At 45.3% G+C, this 18,096-nt stretch carries 18 protein-coding genes; 14 read left to right on the forward strand and 4 right to left on the reverse strand.

Annotation, left to right across the window (positions count from 1 at the left end; genetic code table 11):
- Positions 1-152: 152 nt before the first annotated feature.
- Both OZ401_RS01665 and cysS read left to right on the forward strand, forming a co-directional pair.
- Positions 153-1,466, forward strand: a complete 1,314-nt coding sequence (locus OZ401_RS01665; protein ID WP_341468979.1) for an ABC transporter substrate-binding protein — start codon at positions 153-155, stop codon at positions 1,464-1,466.
- A 36-nt stretch (positions 1,467-1,502) separates the two neighbouring features.
- The gene (gene cysS, locus OZ401_RS01670; protein WP_341468980.1) at positions 1,503-2,753 is read left to right on the forward strand and encodes a cysteine--tRNA ligase; all 1,251 of its coding nucleotides are present in this window, start codon (positions 1,503-1,505) and stop codon (positions 2,751-2,753) included.
- A 33-nt stretch (positions 2,754-2,786) separates the two neighbouring features.
- Here the strand turns inward: cysS and OZ401_RS01675 are convergent, their stop codons facing one another.
- Together OZ401_RS01675 and OZ401_RS01680 are read right to left on the reverse strand one after the other, a co-directional pair.
- Entirely contained in the window at positions 2,787-4,142 is a 1,356-nt protein-coding gene (locus tag OZ401_RS01675) for an ABC transporter substrate-binding protein (RefSeq protein ID WP_341468981.1), read from the reverse strand.
- 52 nt (positions 4,143-4,194) lie between these two features.
- Positions 4,195-5,565, reverse strand: coding sequence for an ABC transporter substrate-binding protein (locus OZ401_RS01680; protein WP_341468982.1), 1,371 nt, complete (start codon positions 5,563-5,565; stop codon positions 4,195-4,197).
- A gap of 440 nt (positions 5,566-6,005) precedes the next feature.
- Between OZ401_RS01680 and OZ401_RS01685 the strand changes: the two genes are divergently transcribed.
- From OZ401_RS01685 to nuoF, 6 genes are all read left to right on the forward strand, one after another.
- Positions 6,006-6,284, forward strand: coding sequence for an NADH-quinone oxidoreductase subunit A (locus tag OZ401_RS01685; protein WP_341468983.1), 279 nt, complete (start codon positions 6,006-6,008; stop codon positions 6,282-6,284).
- Positions 6,285-6,362: 78 nt separating this feature from the next.
- Positions 6,363-6,890, forward strand: coding sequence for an NADH-quinone oxidoreductase subunit B (locus OZ401_RS01690; protein WP_341469838.1), 528 nt, complete (start codon positions 6,363-6,365; stop codon positions 6,888-6,890).
- The gene (locus OZ401_RS01695) at positions 6,862-7,398 is read left to right on the forward strand and encodes an NADH-quinone oxidoreductase subunit C (RefSeq protein ID WP_341468984.1); all 537 of its coding nucleotides are present in this window, start codon (positions 6,862-6,864) and stop codon (positions 7,396-7,398) included. The genes OZ401_RS01690 and OZ401_RS01695 overlap by 29 nt, the downstream gene beginning before the upstream one ends.
- A gap of 135 nt (positions 7,399-7,533) precedes the next feature.
- Positions 7,534-8,697, forward strand: coding sequence for an NADH dehydrogenase (quinone) subunit D (gene nuoD, locus OZ401_RS01700; RefSeq protein ID WP_341469839.1), 1,164 nt, complete (start codon positions 7,534-7,536; stop codon positions 8,695-8,697).
- On the forward strand, positions 8,694-9,224 hold the full coding sequence (gene nuoE / locus OZ401_RS01705) for an NADH-quinone oxidoreductase subunit NuoE (RefSeq protein WP_341468985.1): 531 nt from the start codon (positions 8,694-8,696) through the stop codon (positions 9,222-9,224). Before nuoD ends, nuoE begins: the two co-directional genes overlap by 4 nt.
- Positions 9,225-9,238: 14 nt before the next feature.
- Positions 9,239-10,621, forward strand: coding sequence for an NADH-quinone oxidoreductase subunit NuoF (gene nuoF / locus OZ401_RS01710; protein ID WP_341468986.1), 1,383 nt, complete (start codon positions 9,239-9,241; stop codon positions 10,619-10,621).
- Positions 10,622-10,679: 58 nt separating this feature from the next.
- Here the strand turns inward: nuoF and OZ401_RS01715 are convergent, their stop codons facing one another.
- Positions 10,680-11,141, reverse strand: coding sequence for a hypothetical protein (locus tag OZ401_RS01715; RefSeq protein WP_341468987.1), 462 nt, complete (start codon positions 11,139-11,141; stop codon positions 10,680-10,682).
- Positions 11,142-11,372: 231 nt separating this feature from the next.
- On the opposite strand from OZ401_RS01715, the gene gpmI reads away from it, so the two are divergent.
- The 5 genes from gpmI to OZ401_RS01740 all read left to right on the forward strand — a co-directional run bounded on the left by gpmI (position 11,373) and on the right by OZ401_RS01740 (position 15,481).
- Positions 11,373-12,983, forward strand: coding sequence for a 2,3-bisphosphoglycerate-independent phosphoglycerate mutase (gpmI, locus tag OZ401_RS01720; protein ID WP_341468988.1), 1,611 nt, complete (start codon positions 11,373-11,375; stop codon positions 12,981-12,983).
- 28 nt (positions 12,984-13,011) lie between these two features.
- Positions 13,012-13,464, forward strand: coding sequence for a dTDP-4-dehydrorhamnose 3,5-epimerase family protein (locus OZ401_RS01725; RefSeq protein WP_341468989.1), 453 nt, complete (start codon positions 13,012-13,014; stop codon positions 13,462-13,464).
- 69 nt (positions 13,465-13,533) lie between these two features.
- Positions 13,534-13,920 (forward strand): hypothetical protein, encoded by a 387-nt coding sequence (locus OZ401_RS01730; protein ID WP_341468990.1) that lies wholly within the window; start codon positions 13,534-13,536, stop codon positions 13,918-13,920.
- Positions 13,920-14,660: a YesL family protein gene (locus tag OZ401_RS01735; RefSeq protein ID WP_341468991.1), complete on the forward strand. Its 741-nt coding sequence runs from the start codon at positions 13,920-13,922 to the stop codon at positions 14,658-14,660. Before OZ401_RS01730 ends, OZ401_RS01735 begins: the two co-directional genes overlap by 1 nt.
- Positions 14,648-15,481, forward strand: a complete 834-nt coding sequence (locus tag OZ401_RS01740; protein ID WP_341468992.1) for an undecaprenyl-diphosphate phosphatase — start codon at positions 14,648-14,650, stop codon at positions 15,479-15,481. Before OZ401_RS01735 ends, OZ401_RS01740 begins: the two co-directional genes overlap by 13 nt.
- Positions 15,482-15,518: 37 nt before the next feature.
- Here OZ401_RS01740 and OZ401_RS01745 read toward each other — a convergent pair whose 3' ends face one another.
- Positions 15,519-15,803: a hypothetical protein gene (locus OZ401_RS01745; protein ID WP_341468993.1), complete on the reverse strand. Its 285-nt coding sequence runs from the start codon at positions 15,801-15,803 to the stop codon at positions 15,519-15,521.
- Between the two features lie 355 nt (positions 15,804-16,158).
- Here OZ401_RS01745 and dnaK point away from each other — a divergent pair, with 355 nt between their 5' ends.
- The gene (gene dnaK, locus OZ401_RS01750) at positions 16,159-18,069 is read left to right on the forward strand and encodes a molecular chaperone DnaK (RefSeq protein WP_341468994.1); all 1,911 of its coding nucleotides are present in this window, start codon (positions 16,159-16,161) and stop codon (positions 18,067-18,069) included.
- The last annotated feature ends 27 nt before the right edge of the window (positions 18,070-18,096 follow it).

Genomic DNA, 18,096 nt, shown 5'->3' on the forward strand with positions numbered 1-18,096 from the left:
AATACCATGCCCTTTATACCCCTGTTTCTTGTTTGGGGTATAATAATATCCCGGATTAGTAATGCGGATGATCGAGGAGCACTTAGTAAAACTCTGTGAAAAAAAAGCGTGCCAGAATTACCCGATTCCCTTCAAGCGGAGTTGCTTTGCTTATGCTTCTGAACCTCTTGCTGGTAGCTTGCGGACTTGATGCCAATACATCAGCTACTCCGGTAAATGTTCCTACCCCACTTCCCGGCTTTAAAGGAAGTATTCAAATCGGCGCTATGTTCGACCTGACAACCGCTCCTACAGAAGACGCGCGAGAGTACGCCGCCGGGGTAAGTGGTTATATAAACTATCTAAATTCTACAGGGGGGGCAGCAGGTTACCGGATAGATATGCGCGTAGTAAATTATGCTGGGAAAGCTCCAGTAGCAATTGAGCAATACCAGAAACTGGTAAATGAAGGTGTGGTAGCATTTATCAGTTGGAACCACTCCGATACCCAAGCGCTTAGCTCTCAAATTAACAATGGCAAAACCCCTCTTTTCTCTGCCAGCTACCGTGACGAACTGACTCGCGATACTAAAAAAAGCCCTTATAACTTTATGATTACCCCGAGCTATTCTGACCAGATGCAGATGCTAGTGGAATTTACCCGTATTTATCACCCTGAATCAATCCGCAGATTGGGGATTGCTAATTTGCTGGTAGATAATGAGTTTGGTCGGTATCCACTACAGGCTGGCAGGAATTATGCTGCTGCTAACAATATCTTCTGGTATCATGAAGGTCTCTTGAATCCTGTAGTTGATCCCCGCAACATAGATTATGAAGTGAATCGTCTTAAAGCAGCTAAACCGGATTGGACTATAATTCAAGCCGAAGCACCTTTGGCAGCCGCTGCTATGTCGGCTATACGAAAAGCAGGAGTAGTCGGTAAGTTTATCGGTATGCCTACCACAGGAGGACCGGACTTTCTAGATGTTATTGGAGGTAATGCTGCTGAGAATTATTATGTAGGCGTAACGCTACCCTACCCAACCGATGAATCTAACGGTATGACGGTGCTAAAGAAGTGGTGGCGCGCACATCAAACTAAAATTAACACTTCGCGTTTGCCGGAATATAGTCCCCCTACCCAACCGGATATGCGGTATATTCAGGGTTGGGCTACTGCAATGGTATTGCTGGAAGGTACTCGCCGTGCCTTAGTAGCTAGCCCCACTAAAGGGCAGGGAATAAATGGAGACGATATTAAAGCAGCACTTGAAACTTTGAACAATTATGATGCGGAGCAATTGTTGCCACCTTTGACCTTTAGTGCCGGCAATCATAAAGGCACTCAAATGCGTTTTTACAAGGTTGAAGGTGGTAACTGGCGTGTTGTCGAAGAGAACCTTTCTTTGGCTGAAATGGCGAGACGGGGTTACGCCATTACACCAACACCTATCCCTCCTACACCCACTCTGCGCCGTCGCTGATAAATATAAATTCAGTTTTAGGAGATAATAATATTTATGCTAAAAGCTCTGGCTAACTCTTTCAAACTTTATAATTCTTATTCACAAACAAAAGAGCCATTTAGTTCGGTAGAACCCGGTTCTGATTTGGCTAGGATTTATGTATGCGGCGTTACACCCTATGATACCAGCCATATAGGGCATGCGCTTACCGCTTTGACCTTTGATATACTCCACCGCTATCTTGAATATTTGGGTTATCAAGTTAAGCATGTGCAGAACCTGACGGATATTGATGACGATATTATCAAACGGGCAAATCGCGATGGAGTTAATTGGAATGACCTTGCCCGCCAATGGGATGAAATTTACCGCAATAGCCTTGCTGCCATCAATTGCCTACCTTTCGACAATTATATACCCGCTACCACTAAAATCCCTGAGATAATCGAAATGGTAAAGGGCTTGATCGAACGCGGGGCGGCTTATGAAGCCAAGGATGGGAATATATATTTTCGGGCAGCATCTTTCAAAAATTATGGCGCGTTAAGTCATTTGAACCCGGAAGAACTATTGGAGAAAGCTCGCGCTGCTGCTGTTGATAGCCTTGTAGATTACCCTGAAAATGATGCTAAAGAAAGCGTGCTGGATTTCGTGCTATGGCAAGCGGCACGTCCGGGTGAACCAAGATGGGACTCTCCATGGGGAGAGGGTCGTCCCGGTTGGCATATTGAGTGTAGTGCAATTGGATTAAACCAGTTCGGCGCGCAATTTGAGATTCATGGCGGTGGCGCAGATTTATTATTCCCGCACCATAGCTCTGAAATAGCCCAGAGCGAGAGTTATACCGGGCAGCATCCCTTTGTCAAATACTGGGTGCATATCGGGATGGTACATCTCGGTGGCGATAAGATGAGCAAGTCATTGGGAAATCTAGTGCTGGTTCGTGACGTAATAAAAAACCACCGTCCCGATGCACTACGCTTATATCTCTTAAGTATCCATTACCGAGAGCCGCTGCATTATGAAGAAAGTGGCGTAGTAATTGCGGAAGGTTGGTTGGCTCAGTTAGAAAAGGCGCTGGCAGTGGAAAGTGAAACCGCTAACGAGCAATTACACCCTACGGAGTGGCAACAGCGTTTCTTTGCAGCAATGAATGACGACCTTGATACACCGATTACGATTGAGACAATACTTGACCTTGCTCAAACTATTCTTGCGAAGGCGCATACAATCGGTGTAGTTAAGGCGCAAGCTGCGTTGAAAGAAATGCTTTCAATCTTAGGGTTATTTCTGGTAGAAAACTAAAAAGGGTGGAATTTGTTACCCTTTCAGTAGAAATCACACTTTAAGTTTGGCTAGAACCGGATCAATTTTAGCAGGAAGCCCGGAAAGTATTTCCACCGGGCTTTTTTGACCCCGCCAAACCGACTCTAGTTCAGTATCTATCAGTTTGACCACGTCATTAGAGGAGCGGAATTGTGCCACGCGCTTACCATATTTGCTCTCTTCGTTAAATACCTGCCAGTTGTATTTGCTATTGCGTAGATAGATATTATCTTCTCTAATAGATTGCCGTGCTGGTGTCAGCAACCCGGTTTCCATGAATAGACCCTCTCCTAAATCGCCCGTCAGAAACTTGACCAATTCCCATGCTTCCGCTTTATTCTTTGAGTTTTTGTGAATGACATATCCCGCACCACCCGCTACATTTACCCGCTGTTTTCCGACAGGCAAGGGCACTACATCCCACTCCAATCCCGGTGTTTGGCTGAAGGCTGGCACTTTGCCATGCCCTCCAAATGCCATTGCCAATTTCCCATCCTGGAAAAGCTGGGTTATCTCAGTGGAGGTATTCATCTGCTCATAAGTCGGTGTAACCCGGTCTTTATTAATTAGGTCAGAATAGAAATGGATTCCACTAAGCGCTTCTGGCGAATTGAGCAGAAGTTTTGAAGGTGGTTCGGGCGAAGTAAAGGAGTCATAGACTTCACCCCCAAGCTGCCAGACATAGAGTTGCCACCAGTAATCAGGTTCGAAAGCAAACCCGTACTGTGTAATGTTTCCATTCTCGTCTCGCTTGGTCAGTTTTTTTGCCGCTTCACGTAAATCTTGTAAAGTCCAGCCTGCTTTGGGAGTTGCCAAACCCGCTTCTCTGAACATCCTCAAGTTTACATAAATAACTTTGGTGTCATTATCACGAGGCAAACCGTATAGCGCATTGTTATAGTGAAAGGCTTCGAGTAGATTTGGGTAAAAATCGTTCAAATCTAGCTCTTTTTCTTTTGCTATATAAGGCTGTAAACTTTCGAGAATCCCTTTGCTGGCATAATTGGGTATATAGCTGAGAAACATCACATCTGGAGCTTTATCGCCAATCCAATCCTGCTCTACTCGGTTAAAATAATTTTCCCACTTCTCATATAGTGAGATTATTTTTATTCCGGGGTGCAGCCGTTCGTATAGGTCAATTAGCTTCTTATCTATTTGTATCTCTGCCTCGTCTCCCCAATACGAAAAAGTCAAAGACACATTTTTTGTAGCGCTTGTTGCAGAAGTTCCTCCACCGAGTGCCGGAGTATTAATAGCGCTTGTTGGCTTTGCAGTTTCCTCACCGCAAGCGATTAATAGCAAGTTGACCAGCAAAAAGCTTAGGAGGGCAAAGCATTTATTGAAATGTTGCTCTTTTTTATTCATATCGCTAATAACCTCAGTTTATGAGATGAAAAACTATTATTTACTACCGGGATTAGGATTTAGCCAAAAGTGGATTGAGGATGTTGGGTAGGGTCGCCAGCGCTATATTAACACTCATTTTCCCTTGCCAAACCGGAGCAAGTGTCTGGTCAATAATGCCATTAAGTTTATTCGAAGAGCGAAACTCAGGGTAAATATGACCTAGCCTAGTTTCTTCCACAAAAACTTGCCAGTTAAATTTGCTGTTGCGGACGTATATATTATCTTCACGGATAGATTGGCGCGATGGTACAACTAGCCCAGTTTCCATAAAGAAACCTTGCCCCAATTCACTCGATAAATATTTGAGGAATTGCCAAGCGGCTTCTTTATTCTTCGAGTCATGATTAATCGCATACCCTGCTCCACCGATTACATTGACCCTTTTCTTACCCATCGGTAAGGGAACCACATCCCACTCTAAATTCTGATTCTTTGAAAATGCAGGTACGGCAGAATGGTTTCCAAAAACCATTGCTACTTTCCCCTCCGTAAAAAGCTTTATATTATTGTCTCCATTACTCATAACTTCGTAAGAGGGTGTCACTTTATCAACATTAATTAGATCGGCAAAGAACTGGATTGCTTCGTTTGCTTCCGGTGAATCAATCAAAGTTTTGCGAGGTGGTTCAGGTGGCGTAAAGCTATCCCAAACCTCACCCCCGTTTTGCCAGACCCAGAGTTGCCACCATTCATTGACTTCAAAGGCATAACCGTATTGGGTAGTATTACCTTTCTCATCACGCTTGGTTAGCTTTTTGGAATAATCGCGCAAGTCTTGCCAAGTCCAACCCGCTTTAGGAGTGGTAAGCCCGGCTTCTTTGAGCAATTTCAAGTTGACATAAACAACTTTAGTATCATTATCTCGCGGTAAGCTGTATTGTTGCCCATTGTATTGATGTTGTATTAAAAGGTTGGGGTAAAAATCTTCCGGTTTTACATCACCATCTCTGGCAATATAAGGACTAAGGTTTTCAAGAATACCTTTGCTGGCATAAGTCGGGATATATGCCATGAACATCACGTCTGGCGCTTTATTTCCCACCCATTCGTTGTCTATCTTATTAAAGTAATCCTGCCAATCCGCATGCAAGGTTATGACTTTGATGTTGGGGTTAAATTTCTCGAATTGCTCTACCAATTTATTGTTAACGGCTACCTCACCGGCATCACCCCAAAATGACCAAGTGATTGTAGCCTGAGCGTTACTAGTGGTGGTGGTAGCGTTTGGTGCAGACGTTGGGGGGATAGTAGTCGAATTAACGCTCGAAACTGTATTAGTAGGAGTAACATCAGAATTTCCACAAGCAGCAAGCAACAAATTAAATACGAAAACTAATACAATATAAATTGCATACTTTGGAGCATTATTTCTAAAACTCATAAAGGTATCCGGTTTAAGCATTATTAGTAAATATTGAGGTTATGAGCTTACTTTGAAATCAAAAGCAATCTTGGCGCTTACAGGCTACTGCTTCGTAGTATAATTTTAGGAAGCATTATAACATAGAAAACCCTTCAGCTGACCAAATTATTTATTAGATTTACTAATGAAGTGAGGCTATACTCGCTGCTTTTACTCAGGGTTTGCCTGATATTTCACATGTTACCCTTGACACACAATAGTTCGTTAGAGTAGTATGTTAAAAACACAAAGCAGTGTCTTTGGTAACAAATATACCCGTGAAAATTCCCCTAAAATTAAAACCCGTGCCTTAAAAACGCGGGAGAGAAAGCGATAGAGCGATGCTTGAAGGGTATGTGCCCATACTAATTCTATTAATTTTTGCTGTGTTAGCTTCGTTCCTTTTCAGTGGAATAGCGTTGCTGCAGAACGCAAAAAACCCCAGTGAAGCCAAAACATCGACTTACGAGGGTGGTGTGCCTTTGCTACAGCAAGTTCCGAATCGTTTCCCCGTTAAATTTCTGGAAGTGGCGATGCTCTTCCTTATTTTTGACATTGAAACGGTGGCTTTCTTTCCGTGGGCGGTACTGCTAAACCAACTTAAGGTATTTGGTTTGGTTGAGATGGGCTTATTTTTACTGGTATTGGGCGTGGGTTATATCTATTTGCTCAAAAAGGGCGCATTCAAATGGGATTAAAAAATGGGTAATGAGCTTTATCGTGTTGAAGATTTTTTCACTATAAATGCAACTCGTCCCGGTGATGCTCAATCAATTATGAGCGCCTCTCCGGTGGGGGGTATGGTCACTACTACCGTTGATAACTTGGCAAATTGGGGGCGAAAATCCTCTTTATGGCCTGCTCTATTTGGGTTGGCTTGTTGCGCTATCGAAATGATGGCGACAGGGGGCGCTAGGTTTGATATGGCACGTTTTGGTTCGGAAGTATTCCGAGCTTCCCCACGACAAGCTGATTTGATGATTGTGGCGGGGCGTGTTTCTGCTAAGATGGCTCCTGCCGTTCGCCAAATTTACGAACAGATGCCCGGTCCTAAATGGGTAATTGCGATGGGAGCATGCGCCAGTTGTGGTGGCGTATTCAACAATTATGCTATTGTACAGGGCGTAGATTTGATAGTGCCGGTAGATGTTTATGTGGCAGGTTGTCCACCTAATCCCGAAGCGCTATTGGAAGGCTTTCAAATTTTACAGAAAAAAATCATGGCAGGCGTGCCCAATCCACCTGATCCGATGAGTTATGCCCCGGAGGTAGTGAGTGACCCCAACTTCGGACGAACCCGCTAACCCGGTTCAAAATGAGGAAAATACTCTCAAGGCAGAGCGTTTTCCAAACGTAAAACGCAGCGAAATGCGAGCGGCGGATGGTACGCCCACTTTTATTGTACCTGCCGATGAATTGCTGGAAGTATTGCAGTATCTGCGCGATGAAGCCCGCTTTACTATGCTGGAAGATGTCACGGCGGTAGATTGGAAAAAAGAGCCGCGCTTCCAGCTAGTTTATAATTTATTGTCGCTAGAACGAGCTTCCGTTATCCGAATAAAAGTAAATTTGCCGGGAGAGAATCCAATCGTATCCAGCGTCACTGCCTTATTTCCGGGCGCTAACTGGTACGAGCGCGAGGTTTTCGACCTATTCGGTATTACTTTTACCGAGCATCCGGACTTGCGGCGTATAGAAATGCCGGATGATTGGCAAGGTCACCCACTTCGCAAAGATTATCCCATTACGGGACCGCGCCGCCCGGTTATGCCTGCTAATCAGTTCAGACCGGTCGGCAGAAGTAATTCATAAGAGAAGAGGTCGTTAAGCTTGGAAGATCTGGCTTTAAAGGATAGCTGGTTACAGGAAGACGGAGATAAAGAGGACGAGAGTAATATTCTCGACCCTGAAATAGTTGACCAGTCAGAGTCGCCTGATAAAGAGTTGATGACCATAAATATGGGACCTCAACATCCTTCGACTCATGGGGTTTTGCGGTTAGTAGTTACACTGAGTGGTGAGTCGGTGGTAAAATGCGTGCCGGACATCGGCTATTTGCATACTGGCATTGAAAAAACCGCCGAGAGCAAAACCTATAATCAGGCTCTTACCCTGACCGACCGTACCGATTATCTTAACCCGCTTATTAATAACTTAGGCTTTTCGCTGGCAGTCGAAAGGTTGCTTGGAATCGAGAAGCAAGTACCGCAGAAGGCGCAAGTTACACGGGTAATACTTACTGAGCTTCAACGCATTAGCAGTCATTTAGTATGGCTTGGTACGCACGCGATGGATTTGGGAGCGCTGAGTACCTTCCTTTACGGAATGCGAGAGCGCGAAATTATCCTCGATATTTTCGAGAAGTGCGCGGGCGTGCGGATGATGACCAGTTATATTATGCCCGGTGGCTTGTATGCCGATTTACCCTCCGGTTTTGACACCGATGTGCGCAATTTTCTGGCTATTTTCAAGAAGAGATGGCCTGAGTACCATACACTCCTGACTAACAGTGAGCTATGGTTTGAACGCACCAAAGGTATCGGCGCTCTAACCGCGCAGGAGGCAATTTCTTATGGCGTAACCGGCCCGATTTTGCGCGCTTCTGGGGTAAACTATGATGTGCGTAAAATGTTCCCCTATATCGGTTACGAAACTTATGATTTTGAAGTGCCGCTCGGCAAGACCGGGGATGTTTATGATCGCTTTATGGTGCGTATGCTCGAAGTACCACAGAGTATCCGAATTATAGAGCAAGCCTTGGATAAGTTGCCCGAAGGGGATTGGATGATTGACGACCCCAAGATTGCCCCCCCTAAGAAATGGCAAATCGCTACCAATATGGAATCGCTAATACACCATTTCAAGTTGTTTACGGAAGGCTACAAACCCCCGGCGGGTGAAATTTACAGTCGAGTAGAGTCGGCGCGTGGCGAACTGGCATATTATTTGGTTAGCGATGGCAGCAACAAGCCCTATCGGATGCACATTCGCGCCCCTAGCTTTGCCAATCTACAAAGTATGCCTTTAATGTTGGAAGGCAAGTCAAACTTTGCCGATATTGTATCGGCAATCGGCTCAATTGACATTATCTTGGGTGAAGTGGACAGATGAATAACGGAACAACCGCTTCTGAGCAAAAACTGAGTGAGGAAGCGCGACAGCGTATTTATGCGCTAAGAAAAAATTACCCAGAAGGCAGGTCTGCCAGTGCAGTGATACCTGCTCTGCATATTGTACAGGCTGAGATTGGCTTCATCTCGACTGAAGCGGCAACTGAAGTAGCCGGATTGCTGGATATGCTGGTGAGCGAGGTTGAGCAGGTTGTAACCTTCTACCGGATGTTTTTTACCAAGCCGGTAGGCAAGTATGTTATTAAAGTGTGTGATAGCATTTCGTGCTATCTGCGGGGTAGTGATGAACTTTTGGAAATGGGCAAGGAAAAACTTTCTCTGAAATTGGGGGAAACCACCCCTGATGGCAGAATAACCCTGATGAAAATCGAATGCCTTGCCGCTTGTTCTGCTGCTCCGTGCGCACAGGTTAACGACGAATATGTCTATAACCTAAACCCAGAATTGTTTGTAGCGATGCTAGAAGAGTTGCAGACGGCGGAAGAAAATCCTTATTACTTACCCTAGAGAGAATTTAGCCAATGAGCAAAGGTTTGATGCTATATCCTGAGCCAAAATCGGCTACCCCTGAAGGTAAGCCGCCTTTTCCATATATATTGCTTAAACACCGTGAAATCCCGGATATTTACAAGCTCGAAGTGTATCGCGCTAATAGTGGCTATGCCGCCCTCGCCAAAACCTTAAAGGAATATAAACCTGAGCAGGTGATAGATTTGGTTAAGGTGAGCGGATTACGTGGGCGTGGTGGTGCGGGTTTCTCTACTGGTATAAAGTGGAGCTTTATCCCAAAGGACGAAAGCATTGTTAAGTATGTAGCCTGCAATTCGGATGAAAGCGAACCCGGCACGTGCAGCAACCACGAAATTATTGATGGCAATCCCCACCAACTGATAGAAGGAATCCTAATAGCTTGTTACGCAATCGGCTCAAAAATAGGCTTTATCTATATACGAGGTGAATTTGCCAGAGGAGCGCGGGTTCTGGAAAGAGCGGTTGAAGAGGCACGCGCCGCCGGATTGATAGGTAAAAACATTCTCGGCAGCGATTTTAGCTGTGAAATAGTGGTACATCGTGGGGCAGGGGCGTATATTTGCGGCGAAGAAACCGCTTTGTTGGAGTCTCTAGAAGGCAAGCGCGGCTTTCCAAAACTGAAACCACCCTTTCCGGCTAATGTCGGCGGTGGCGTGTATGGTGCGCCTACTGTCATTAACAACTCGCTAACCCTTGCTACTGTACCGCACATAATGCTCAATGGGGCGGAGTGGTTCACTCAGTGGGGTACAGAGAAAAGCAAAGGGATTGCCCTTTACAGCCTGAGTGGGCATGTAGAACGCCCCGGTAACTATGAGTTGCCGATGAATACCACCTTTCGCACTCTGATAAATGAGCTTGGCGGGGGTGTATGGAAGGGGCGAAAGCTGAAATGTATTATCCCCGGCGGTTCCTCGATGCCCATCTTGCCCGCTACTGATGAAGTGCTGGATACCACGATGGATTTTGAAGGGGTAGCAGCACGCGGCTCAATGCTTGGTTCGGCTGGAATAATAGTTTTCGATGACCAAACCTGCATCGTAGGGGCAGTGTTGCGCTTGGTAGAGTTTTACAAGGATGAATCTTGCGGTAAATGTACCCCTTGTCGTGAAGGTACGCAATGGTTGGTGCAAATTTTGCACCGACTTGAACATGGGCATGGACGACCGGAAGACCTAGATTTGTTACTCAACGTGGGCGGCAATATACAGGGAAAATCGTTTTGTTTGTTGGGCGATTCTGCGCCTGTTCCGATTACCAGCGCCATGCATCTGTTCCGAGCAGAATTTGAATACCACATAAAAGAAGGACGTTGTATGGTGGGTTCGGGAGCAAACCGCCCTCCAAAACGTGAAGTTGCAGTTGCTCAATAAAAATTCCAGAGATGAGGCGACGAGAGATTGTCGCTTCTCTTTTGTTTATAAAGGGGAATCAAGACATGAGAATTGCTATAGCAGCCGCAGTATAAATCGGCGGTTCAGCTAGTTGAACAAGCTCGTAATACCAAATTTCTACAGGCTGCCCGATTCTAAGAGTGTCGCCAGTGATAGATAAATACCGGGAGTTCTGCTTCAAGAAATAATTGTCTTGAAAAGAAGTACGGACAGTTATTTTCTTGCTAAAGCCTGAGCTAGGCAAAGAAATATCCAGCCAGCCCGGTTGTAGCTGAATAATAGTGCCGATTTCAGGGGTGCTATTTACCTTTTTGAAAGAATCGGCAGAGAAATCAAGGGGCGTAAGCCTTAGATTGGTACTTGCAAACGTTTGTGCACCTGTGGCGGGGGCTTTGGTCGCTTCATTCAGGATAATTGCTGTGGCAGTACCGCAGGCTGCCAAAAGCATGCTGGAAGTTAGTACCGCAAAGATCAAACTTGATATTTTAATTGAATTCATTTCCTGCGCTCCCTTACCATTTTTAATAATTACTCTGTATTAATAAATGCATTTACCCTCTAAAAATCACAATCAAAGCAAAGAATTCTTTAACTCAAATCAATTCATATCGGAATTCTAGCTATGTGTAATTCTGCGCATCAGGCAATGCAATGATGTATAATTCCACAGTAATCTGACTGCTAAACTGCTTCCGCTGATGGCGGATACTTGTGGAGGACTTTATTTTTAATGTCTACAATAAAAGAACAAAATAGACCAAAACCTGTCGTTTTATTGGTAATGGATGGTTGGGGATATCGCGAAGAGCGTGAGGGCAACGCCGTTCTTGGGCACACCCCTCATCTTGAGCGCTATTGGGAAACCTATCCGCACACCTTTTTACATACCAGCGGTGAAGCGGTAGGCTTACCGGATGGTCAGATGGGAAATAGTGAAGTTGGGCATATGAATCTGGGTGCCGGTTTCATTGTCTATCAGCAACTTGTGCGGATTAATAAGGATATTCGCACTGGCGCATTTTATAAAATCCCGGCGTTGGTCGGTGCGGTTGAACACGCCAAAAAGAATAATTCTAACTTGCATTTGATGGGTTTGATAGGACCCGGTGGTGTACATGCCTACAGCGAACACCTCTTTGCTTTGCTAAAGCTTGCTCAGGAGGGTGGTTTACCCTCTGAAAGAGTTTTTGTACATTGTTTTATGGATGGACGTGATACCGCTCCTACCAGTGGGCGTAGTTTTGTAGAAGAGGTTGAAAGCCAATTAAAAGTATTTGGCGGACGCATTGCTACTGTATCCGGGCGTTACTACGCAATGGATCGTGATAACCGCTGGGAACGGGTAAAACGCGCTTATCTAGCCTTGACTAAAGGCGAAGGAAATTTTGCCAATAGTGCAGATGAAGCGCTTGCAAGAAGCTACGATGCTACTATCACCGATGAGTTTGTTGAGCCAACTGTCATTCTTACCGATGGTAAGCCAACCGCTATGGTGCAGGATAATGACGCAGTGGTTTTCTTCAATTTCAGGTCTGACCGCGCTCGCGAATTGACTAAAGCTTTTGTACATGATGACGAACATTTCGGCATGCACTTGCATACCGATGATGCCAAACCGTTAGGTTTTGCCCGTGAACGTTATCTGCAAAACCTCTATTTCGCTACCATGACCGAATATCAAGAAGGGCTGCCCGTACAAGTGGCTTACGATCCGTTGGATGTACAGTTGCCGGTAGCGGCAGTGGTCAGCAAAGCCGGACTAAAACAATTGCACACCGCCGAAACCGAAAAATATGCTCATGTGACTTTCTTTTTCAACGGCGGGCGTGAAGAACCTTTCCCCAACGAAGAGCGCATACTTATTGCTTCTCCTAAAGTAGCTACTTATGACCTGAAGCCGGAGATGAGCGCGTACGAGGTTACCGATTCCCTGTTGGAAAAATTGGAGCAAGACCTATACGATTTTATCATCATAAACTTTGCGAATTTTGATATGGTGGGACATACCGGCAGATTTGAGGCAGCTGTGAAAGCAGCAGAAGCGGTGGATATTTGTGTAAGCAAGGTAGTGGCTAGTGTCTTGGGCAAGGGCGGTGTATTACTGCTTACCGCCGATCATGGCAATGCCGAAAAGATGATAGACCCTGTTACCAAAGCGCCCTTTACCGAGCATACCACTACCCCTGTACAATGTATTTTGGTATCTCCGGAAGGCTCACCTTATAGAAGCGTCAAATTGCGAGAAAGTGGGATAATGGCGGATGTTGCTCCTACTCTCCTACAATTGCTCAACCTTGCAAAGCCGTCCGAAATGACGCAGGAAAGCCTGATTACTGAGTAACAAAATAGAGCAAACTACGAGGAGTGAAATGAGAGACGCAATTCTGGTAGAAGTGAAGATTGAGGGAATAGCATTCCATCAAATAAGAACTTTTTCCGACAACCGAGGATTCTTTCGTGAAGTAGCACGCATGGATTTGCCGCTGTTCGAGGAGGGTTTTGCCCGTAAGTTTCATGCGTCTCTCGCACTGGGTAAAGCCCCGCTATGGATGTGCCATCCTACCGAAACCGCCTGGTTCTATGTTCCGACAGGCGCGGTAAGTTTGCAACTGCGCGACTTGCGGGAAAAGTCTTCCACTTTCGGGGTTCAGATTCAATATGAGTTGTCCGGCGCGGAACAAGCCAGCGTCATAAAAATACCTGCTGGCGTGGCATATTCGTTTGAAGCTCTAAACGCTTCTTGCGCTGAAATAATCCAACTGGTAGGCGCAAACTATAGCCATAAGAACCTGAAATATTTTCCGTTTGAGAAATCCCACTAGGATTAAAGCGGCTAATAATACCTGAGCGGCGCTATTGTAATATTTGAATTAGCACTGTGAGTATAAATTATGAGTGGAGAAGAGATGTATCGCTGGTTTGAGGCAGAATTGAAGCGGGAAATACCTGCTGCTGCACAAAATCTAGCCTTCTCCTTCGAACCCACGGTTACCGCTGGGGTATCTCTGGCAACTATTTCGAGAATTACCGGCACGGGCAGACCACTTCTCAAAGCCGAAGTACGACCGGAGGGAGTACGTCTGAGTTTTCCGTTGGCGTGGCAACAGGCGCTGAGTGATTGGCTGGGAGCACCACCACCGCAACAATATAGACTTAAATCAAATTGGGTAAATCAACCCAGTATTGGTGTAGCCGCCGCCGATCATGTTCCTTATTTTACCAGCCTTGCTGCAAAAACTTTAGAATTACTTATTAAGGAAATTGAGACCGGCAATTAATGTTTAACCGGATAATCCCAGTATTTCTTCGTGCCTTAGCCGACCTGTGGGATAATTTGCTGGTGCTGGTGCTGGCAAATATCCTCTGGGCAATTAGCTTATTACCTGCGGTTTTGCTATTAAATCTGCCAGTTCCAGTGCCCTATGTTTATTTAATATCTATCTTGCCGCTTATTGTTCTGGGAGGTCCTGCTACTATCGGTCTATTCTCACTTACTGCCAATGTAACCCGCTTGGAACGTCTTGAACTAGGCGAATTTTTCAAGGGTATTCGCACTTACTATTGGCGCGGTATTATATTGGCAATACTTAACCTGATTTTCGCTGCGTTTGCTTATATAAATCTGGCATTTTATGCGTCTATAAATGTTGCGGGAGGGTTAGTTTCGATACTCTGGCTTTGGCTTATTTTCTTCTGGCTAGTATTGCAAGTTAGTTTATGGCCTATGGCGATAAGTATCGAGAACAGGCTCAGCCTGCGGTTACTTTTCCGAAACAGTTTGCTGGCTACTTTCAAATATCTTTTCTTTACCCTGCTTATAGGGATAGTGTTGGGAATTATTCTTTGCGGCTCCTATTATTTATTGTTTTTGCCCACTGTTTTATTTGGCATGTCCTATCACACATTGGTCAGTAATAATGCTCTTCAAGCTATTTTAGATAAAGAAAAGCTTACAATCGAATCAAAAGCATCCGACAACGAGAAAGGTGAATCTGACTCAAAAACATGGACGAAATAATTAAAGCAACTATTCTAGGTATTGTTGAAGGTCTTACCGAGTTTGTCCCGGTTTCATCCACCGGACACCTTATTATTGCCAATCATTTGGTGGGATTTACCGGTGATAGGGCTAATACTTTCGATGTTTTTATACAATTAGGGGCGATTCTGGCAGTTGTTATTTTATACTGGCGGCGTTTCTTGGGTTTGTTTGATTTCAGCAATGGAATGAAAGAAACACGGTTCGCCGGATTGAATGGCTTGTTATTGCTGTTAATAACCAGCATACCGGCTTTCATATTAGGCTTTTTGGGGCGCGATTTTATTAAAGATAAGCTGTTTAACCCTCTTACAGTAGCTATAGGTTTGTTGGTTGGTGGTATCGCTCTGATATTGGTAGAGAGGTTTTTGCCGCCCGTTAAAGAGCAGGGACTGGATTCGTTGACTTGGAAGGATGCACTGGTTGTTGGTTTGTTTCAATGCCTAGCATTATGGCCCGGTACTTCTCGTTCCGCTGCTACTATAGTGGGCGCAATGCTTTGGGGTGTTCAACGCAAAACTGCGGCAGAATATTCATTTTTTGCAGCGGTTCCTATTTTGTTTTTTGCCACTATATACGACATGATTAAGAGTCTAAAATATCTATCCACTTCTGATATTCCCGTATTTGGAGTAGGATTTCTGGTTTCTTTCATTGCCGCCTGGTTCGCGGTTAAATTCTTTATCAACTTGATAGGTAAAATTACAATGGTTCCCTTTGGCTGGTATCGAATAGCAGTAGCTTTACTGGTGATTCTGCTACTCGCCACTTCAGTTATGTCAATGGATGTAAAAGGCTAAAAAAAGACCCCGGCAAACATTATCCGGGGTTTTAAGATTACCACATCGCAGTTTCTCTCAAACGACGCGCCACATTTTTTATCGCGCGTCGGAAGTAATAAGTTCTGCCTGTAGCGTTGCGTAAAGAATAGGTCATCGTCCAACCTTCAGCTCGAAGCTTTTCCATTTCTTTGGAAAGAGGGCTACCATAGTTAAGGCTTTGCACCTGCATATGGGTAGCACAAAGCACTAACCTCTCCCAACCGCCCTGTACATACATTTCCCTTTTTAACGGCTCAGCGGTAACACGCCCTTCCCGAGAAGGACTCTTGGATTCTTCCATATTAACTTTTCTCCTTGGTAGGGCACTCTCAACTAGCAGTAACCCGCCGGGTGTCATAGCAGTAATAATTTTTGGAAATTTCTCTCAATTTAGGAAACTTGTACAAAAAATAGGCATTGTTTATACGCTATTTGTACAAGCACAATTAAAAAAATGATAGCAAAGAAAGAGTTAAAATTGAATTAAGATAGCGTTAACATATGAATCGAGGTGGTTATATAAATGTCTAACACAACTCTAACGCCTCCGGGCGTCACTTTATATAGCCTATGAGCGTAACTTATGTTAGCATATTTGAAGTTAGAGTCCTAAATTATGCGTAATTAATAAATTGATTTGGAGGAATTAAACAGAAATGGGCAAGATACTGGGAATAGACCTTGGTACAACCAACTCCGTGATGGCAATCATGGAGGGCGGCGAACCGGTAGTTATACCCAATGCAGAAGGCAACCGCACTACCCCTAGCGTAGTAGCGGTAAATAAACAGGGTGAACGTCTGGTTGGTCAGGTTGCCAAGCGGCAGTCAGTGACTAATCCTGAAAATACAATATTTTCAATTAAACGTTTTATGGGTCGCAAATTTGATGATCCCATTGTGCAGCGCGACGTAAAGCTTGTACCCTATAAAATGGCTAAACGCTCCAATGGTGATGTGGAAGTGATAATGGGCGGCAAAGGCTATAGCCCACCCGAAGTCAGCGCGATGATATTGCAGAAGCTCAAAACCGATGCCGAAGCTTATCTGGGTGAAAAAATTACCGATGTGGTTATTACCGTACCGGCTTACTTTAATGATAGCCAGCGACAAGCCACTAAGGATGCAGGAGAAATTGCCGGTCTCAAAGTACTGCGCATAATAAACGAGCCTACTGCTGCTGCGCTTGCTTATGGCATTGATAAAAAGCACGAAGAAAATGTTGCAGTCTATGACCTTGGTGGCGGTACTTACGATATATCAATCCTGAACCTCGCCGAGGGCGTATTTGAAGTAAAAAGCACCAACGGCGATACCCATCTCGGTGGTGACGACTTTGACCAACGCCTTATTGATTGGTTGGCTGATGGGTTCAAGACTGAACATGGAATTGATTTACGCCAAGACCGCATGGCTTTGCAGCGTTTGAAAGAAGCAGGCGAGAAAGCTAAAATCGAGCTTTCTAGCGCACCAAGCACCGATATTAACCTGCCATTTATTAGCGCAGATGCTACCGGTCCCAAGCACTTGAACGTAAACCTGACTCGTTCCAAGCTTGAGCAATTGGTCGGAGACTTGATTGAAAAAACCGTCCCGCCTATGAAAAACGCGCTAAGCGATGCTGGTATGAATACGGGCAATGTGGATGAAGTGCTGTTGGTTGGTGGTATGACTCGTATGCCTTCCGTGATTGAGAAGGTTAAGAGCGCTTTTGGGAAAGAACCAAATCGTGGGTTAAATCCGGATGAAGTGGTAGCTATCGGAGCAGCGGTACAGGCAGGTGTGTTGGGTGGTGATGTCAAGGACATCCTGTTGCTCGACGTAACTCCCTTAACCTTGAGCGTTGAAACCCTCGGAGGGGTAGCGACTCCTCTGATTGAGCGCAATACCACTATTCCTACCCGCAAAAGTGAGATTTTCAGCACTGCCGCCGATGGTCAGAGCAGTGTGGAAATCCACGTGGTACAGGGTGAGCGTCCTATGGCGAATGAAAACAAGAGCCTTGGTCGCTTTATCCTTGATGGAATACCGCCTGCGCCTCGTGGTGTGCCGAAGATTGAAGTAACCTTCGACATTGATGCCAACGGTATTTTGAACGTTTCCGCCAAAGACTTGGCAACCGGACGTGAGCAAAAGATTACTATCACTGCTTCCGGCGGTCTTTCTAAGGATGAGATCGAGCGCATGAAGAAAGAAGCGGAATTGCACGCTTCCGATGACCAGCGCAAGCGCGAACTGGTAGAATCCCGCAACCGAGGTGACAGCGCGGCTTATACTGCTGAAAAGACCCTCAAGGATTTCGATCAGCAAGTTCCACAAGAGCTGAAAGATGAAATCAACGGCAAGATTGCGGCAGTACGTTCTGCGTTACAAGCTGAGGATGTGTCGCGTATTACTTCTACTACCGATGAATTGATGGCAGCCGTCCAGAAGGTCGGTGCGGCTATCTACGGGCAGCAACAGGCGGCCGGTGGTGGTGCGCCGGGTGGTGAACAACCCGGTGGCGGCAATGCTGGAGGTGGTACTCGCCCTGACGGCACAGTGGACGGCGAATACCGCGAGATGTAATTAGTTTGGCAGCGGTTGACTAGAAAT

The sequence above is a fragment of the Candidatus Chlorohelix allophototropha genome, assembly GCF_030389965.1.
In the GTDB taxonomy this organism is placed as follows: Bacteria; Chloroflexota; Chloroflexia; order Chloroheliales; family Chloroheliaceae; genus Chlorohelix; species Chlorohelix allophototropha.

Excerpts from the sequence above, each read along its gene's own strand:
- OZ401_RS01665 (WP_341468979.1), top strand. The coding sequence starts at position 153 with ATGCTTCTGAACCTCTTGCTGGTAGCTTGCGGACTTGATGCCAATACA.
- cysS (WP_341468980.1), top strand. The coding sequence starts at position 1,503 with ATGCTAAAAGCTCTGGCTAACTCTTTCAAACTTTATAATTCTTATTCA.
- OZ401_RS01675 (WP_341468981.1), bottom strand. The coding sequence starts at position 4,142 with ATGAATAAAAAAGAGCAACATTTCAATAAATGCTTTGCCCTCCTAAGC.
- OZ401_RS01680 (WP_341468982.1), bottom strand. The coding sequence starts at position 5,565 with ATGAGTTTTAGAAATAATGCTCCAAAGTATGCAATTTATATTGTATTA.
- OZ401_RS01690 (WP_341469838.1), top strand. The coding sequence starts at position 6,363 with ATGAGCGCCTCTCCGGTGGGGGGTATGGTCACTACTACCGTTGATAAC.
- nuoD (WP_341469839.1), top strand. The coding sequence starts at position 7,534 with ATGACCATAAATATGGGACCTCAACATCCTTCGACTCATGGGGTTTTG.
- nuoE (WP_341468985.1), top strand. The coding sequence starts at position 8,694 with ATGAATAACGGAACAACCGCTTCTGAGCAAAAACTGAGTGAGGAAGCG.
- nuoF (WP_341468986.1), top strand. The coding sequence starts at position 9,239 with ATGAGCAAAGGTTTGATGCTATATCCTGAGCCAAAATCGGCTACCCCT.
- OZ401_RS01715 (WP_341468987.1), bottom strand. The coding sequence starts at position 11,141 with ATGAATTCAATTAAAATATCAAGTTTGATCTTTGCGGTACTAACTTCC.
- gpmI (WP_341468988.1), top strand. The coding sequence starts at position 11,373 with ATGTCTACAATAAAAGAACAAAATAGACCAAAACCTGTCGTTTTATTG.
- OZ401_RS01725 (WP_341468989.1), top strand. The coding sequence starts at position 13,012 with ATGAGAGACGCAATTCTGGTAGAAGTGAAGATTGAGGGAATAGCATTC.
- OZ401_RS01730 (WP_341468990.1), top strand. The coding sequence starts at position 13,534 with ATGAGTGGAGAAGAGATGTATCGCTGGTTTGAGGCAGAATTGAAGCGG.
- OZ401_RS01735 (WP_341468991.1), top strand. The coding sequence starts at position 13,920 with ATGTTTAACCGGATAATCCCAGTATTTCTTCGTGCCTTAGCCGACCTG.
- OZ401_RS01740 (WP_341468992.1), top strand. The coding sequence starts at position 14,648 with ATGGACGAAATAATTAAAGCAACTATTCTAGGTATTGTTGAAGGTCTT.
- OZ401_RS01745 (WP_341468993.1), bottom strand. The coding sequence starts at position 15,803 with ATGGAAGAATCCAAGAGTCCTTCTCGGGAAGGGCGTGTTACCGCTGAG.
- dnaK (WP_341468994.1), top strand. The coding sequence starts at position 16,159 with ATGGGCAAGATACTGGGAATAGACCTTGGTACAACCAACTCCGTGATG.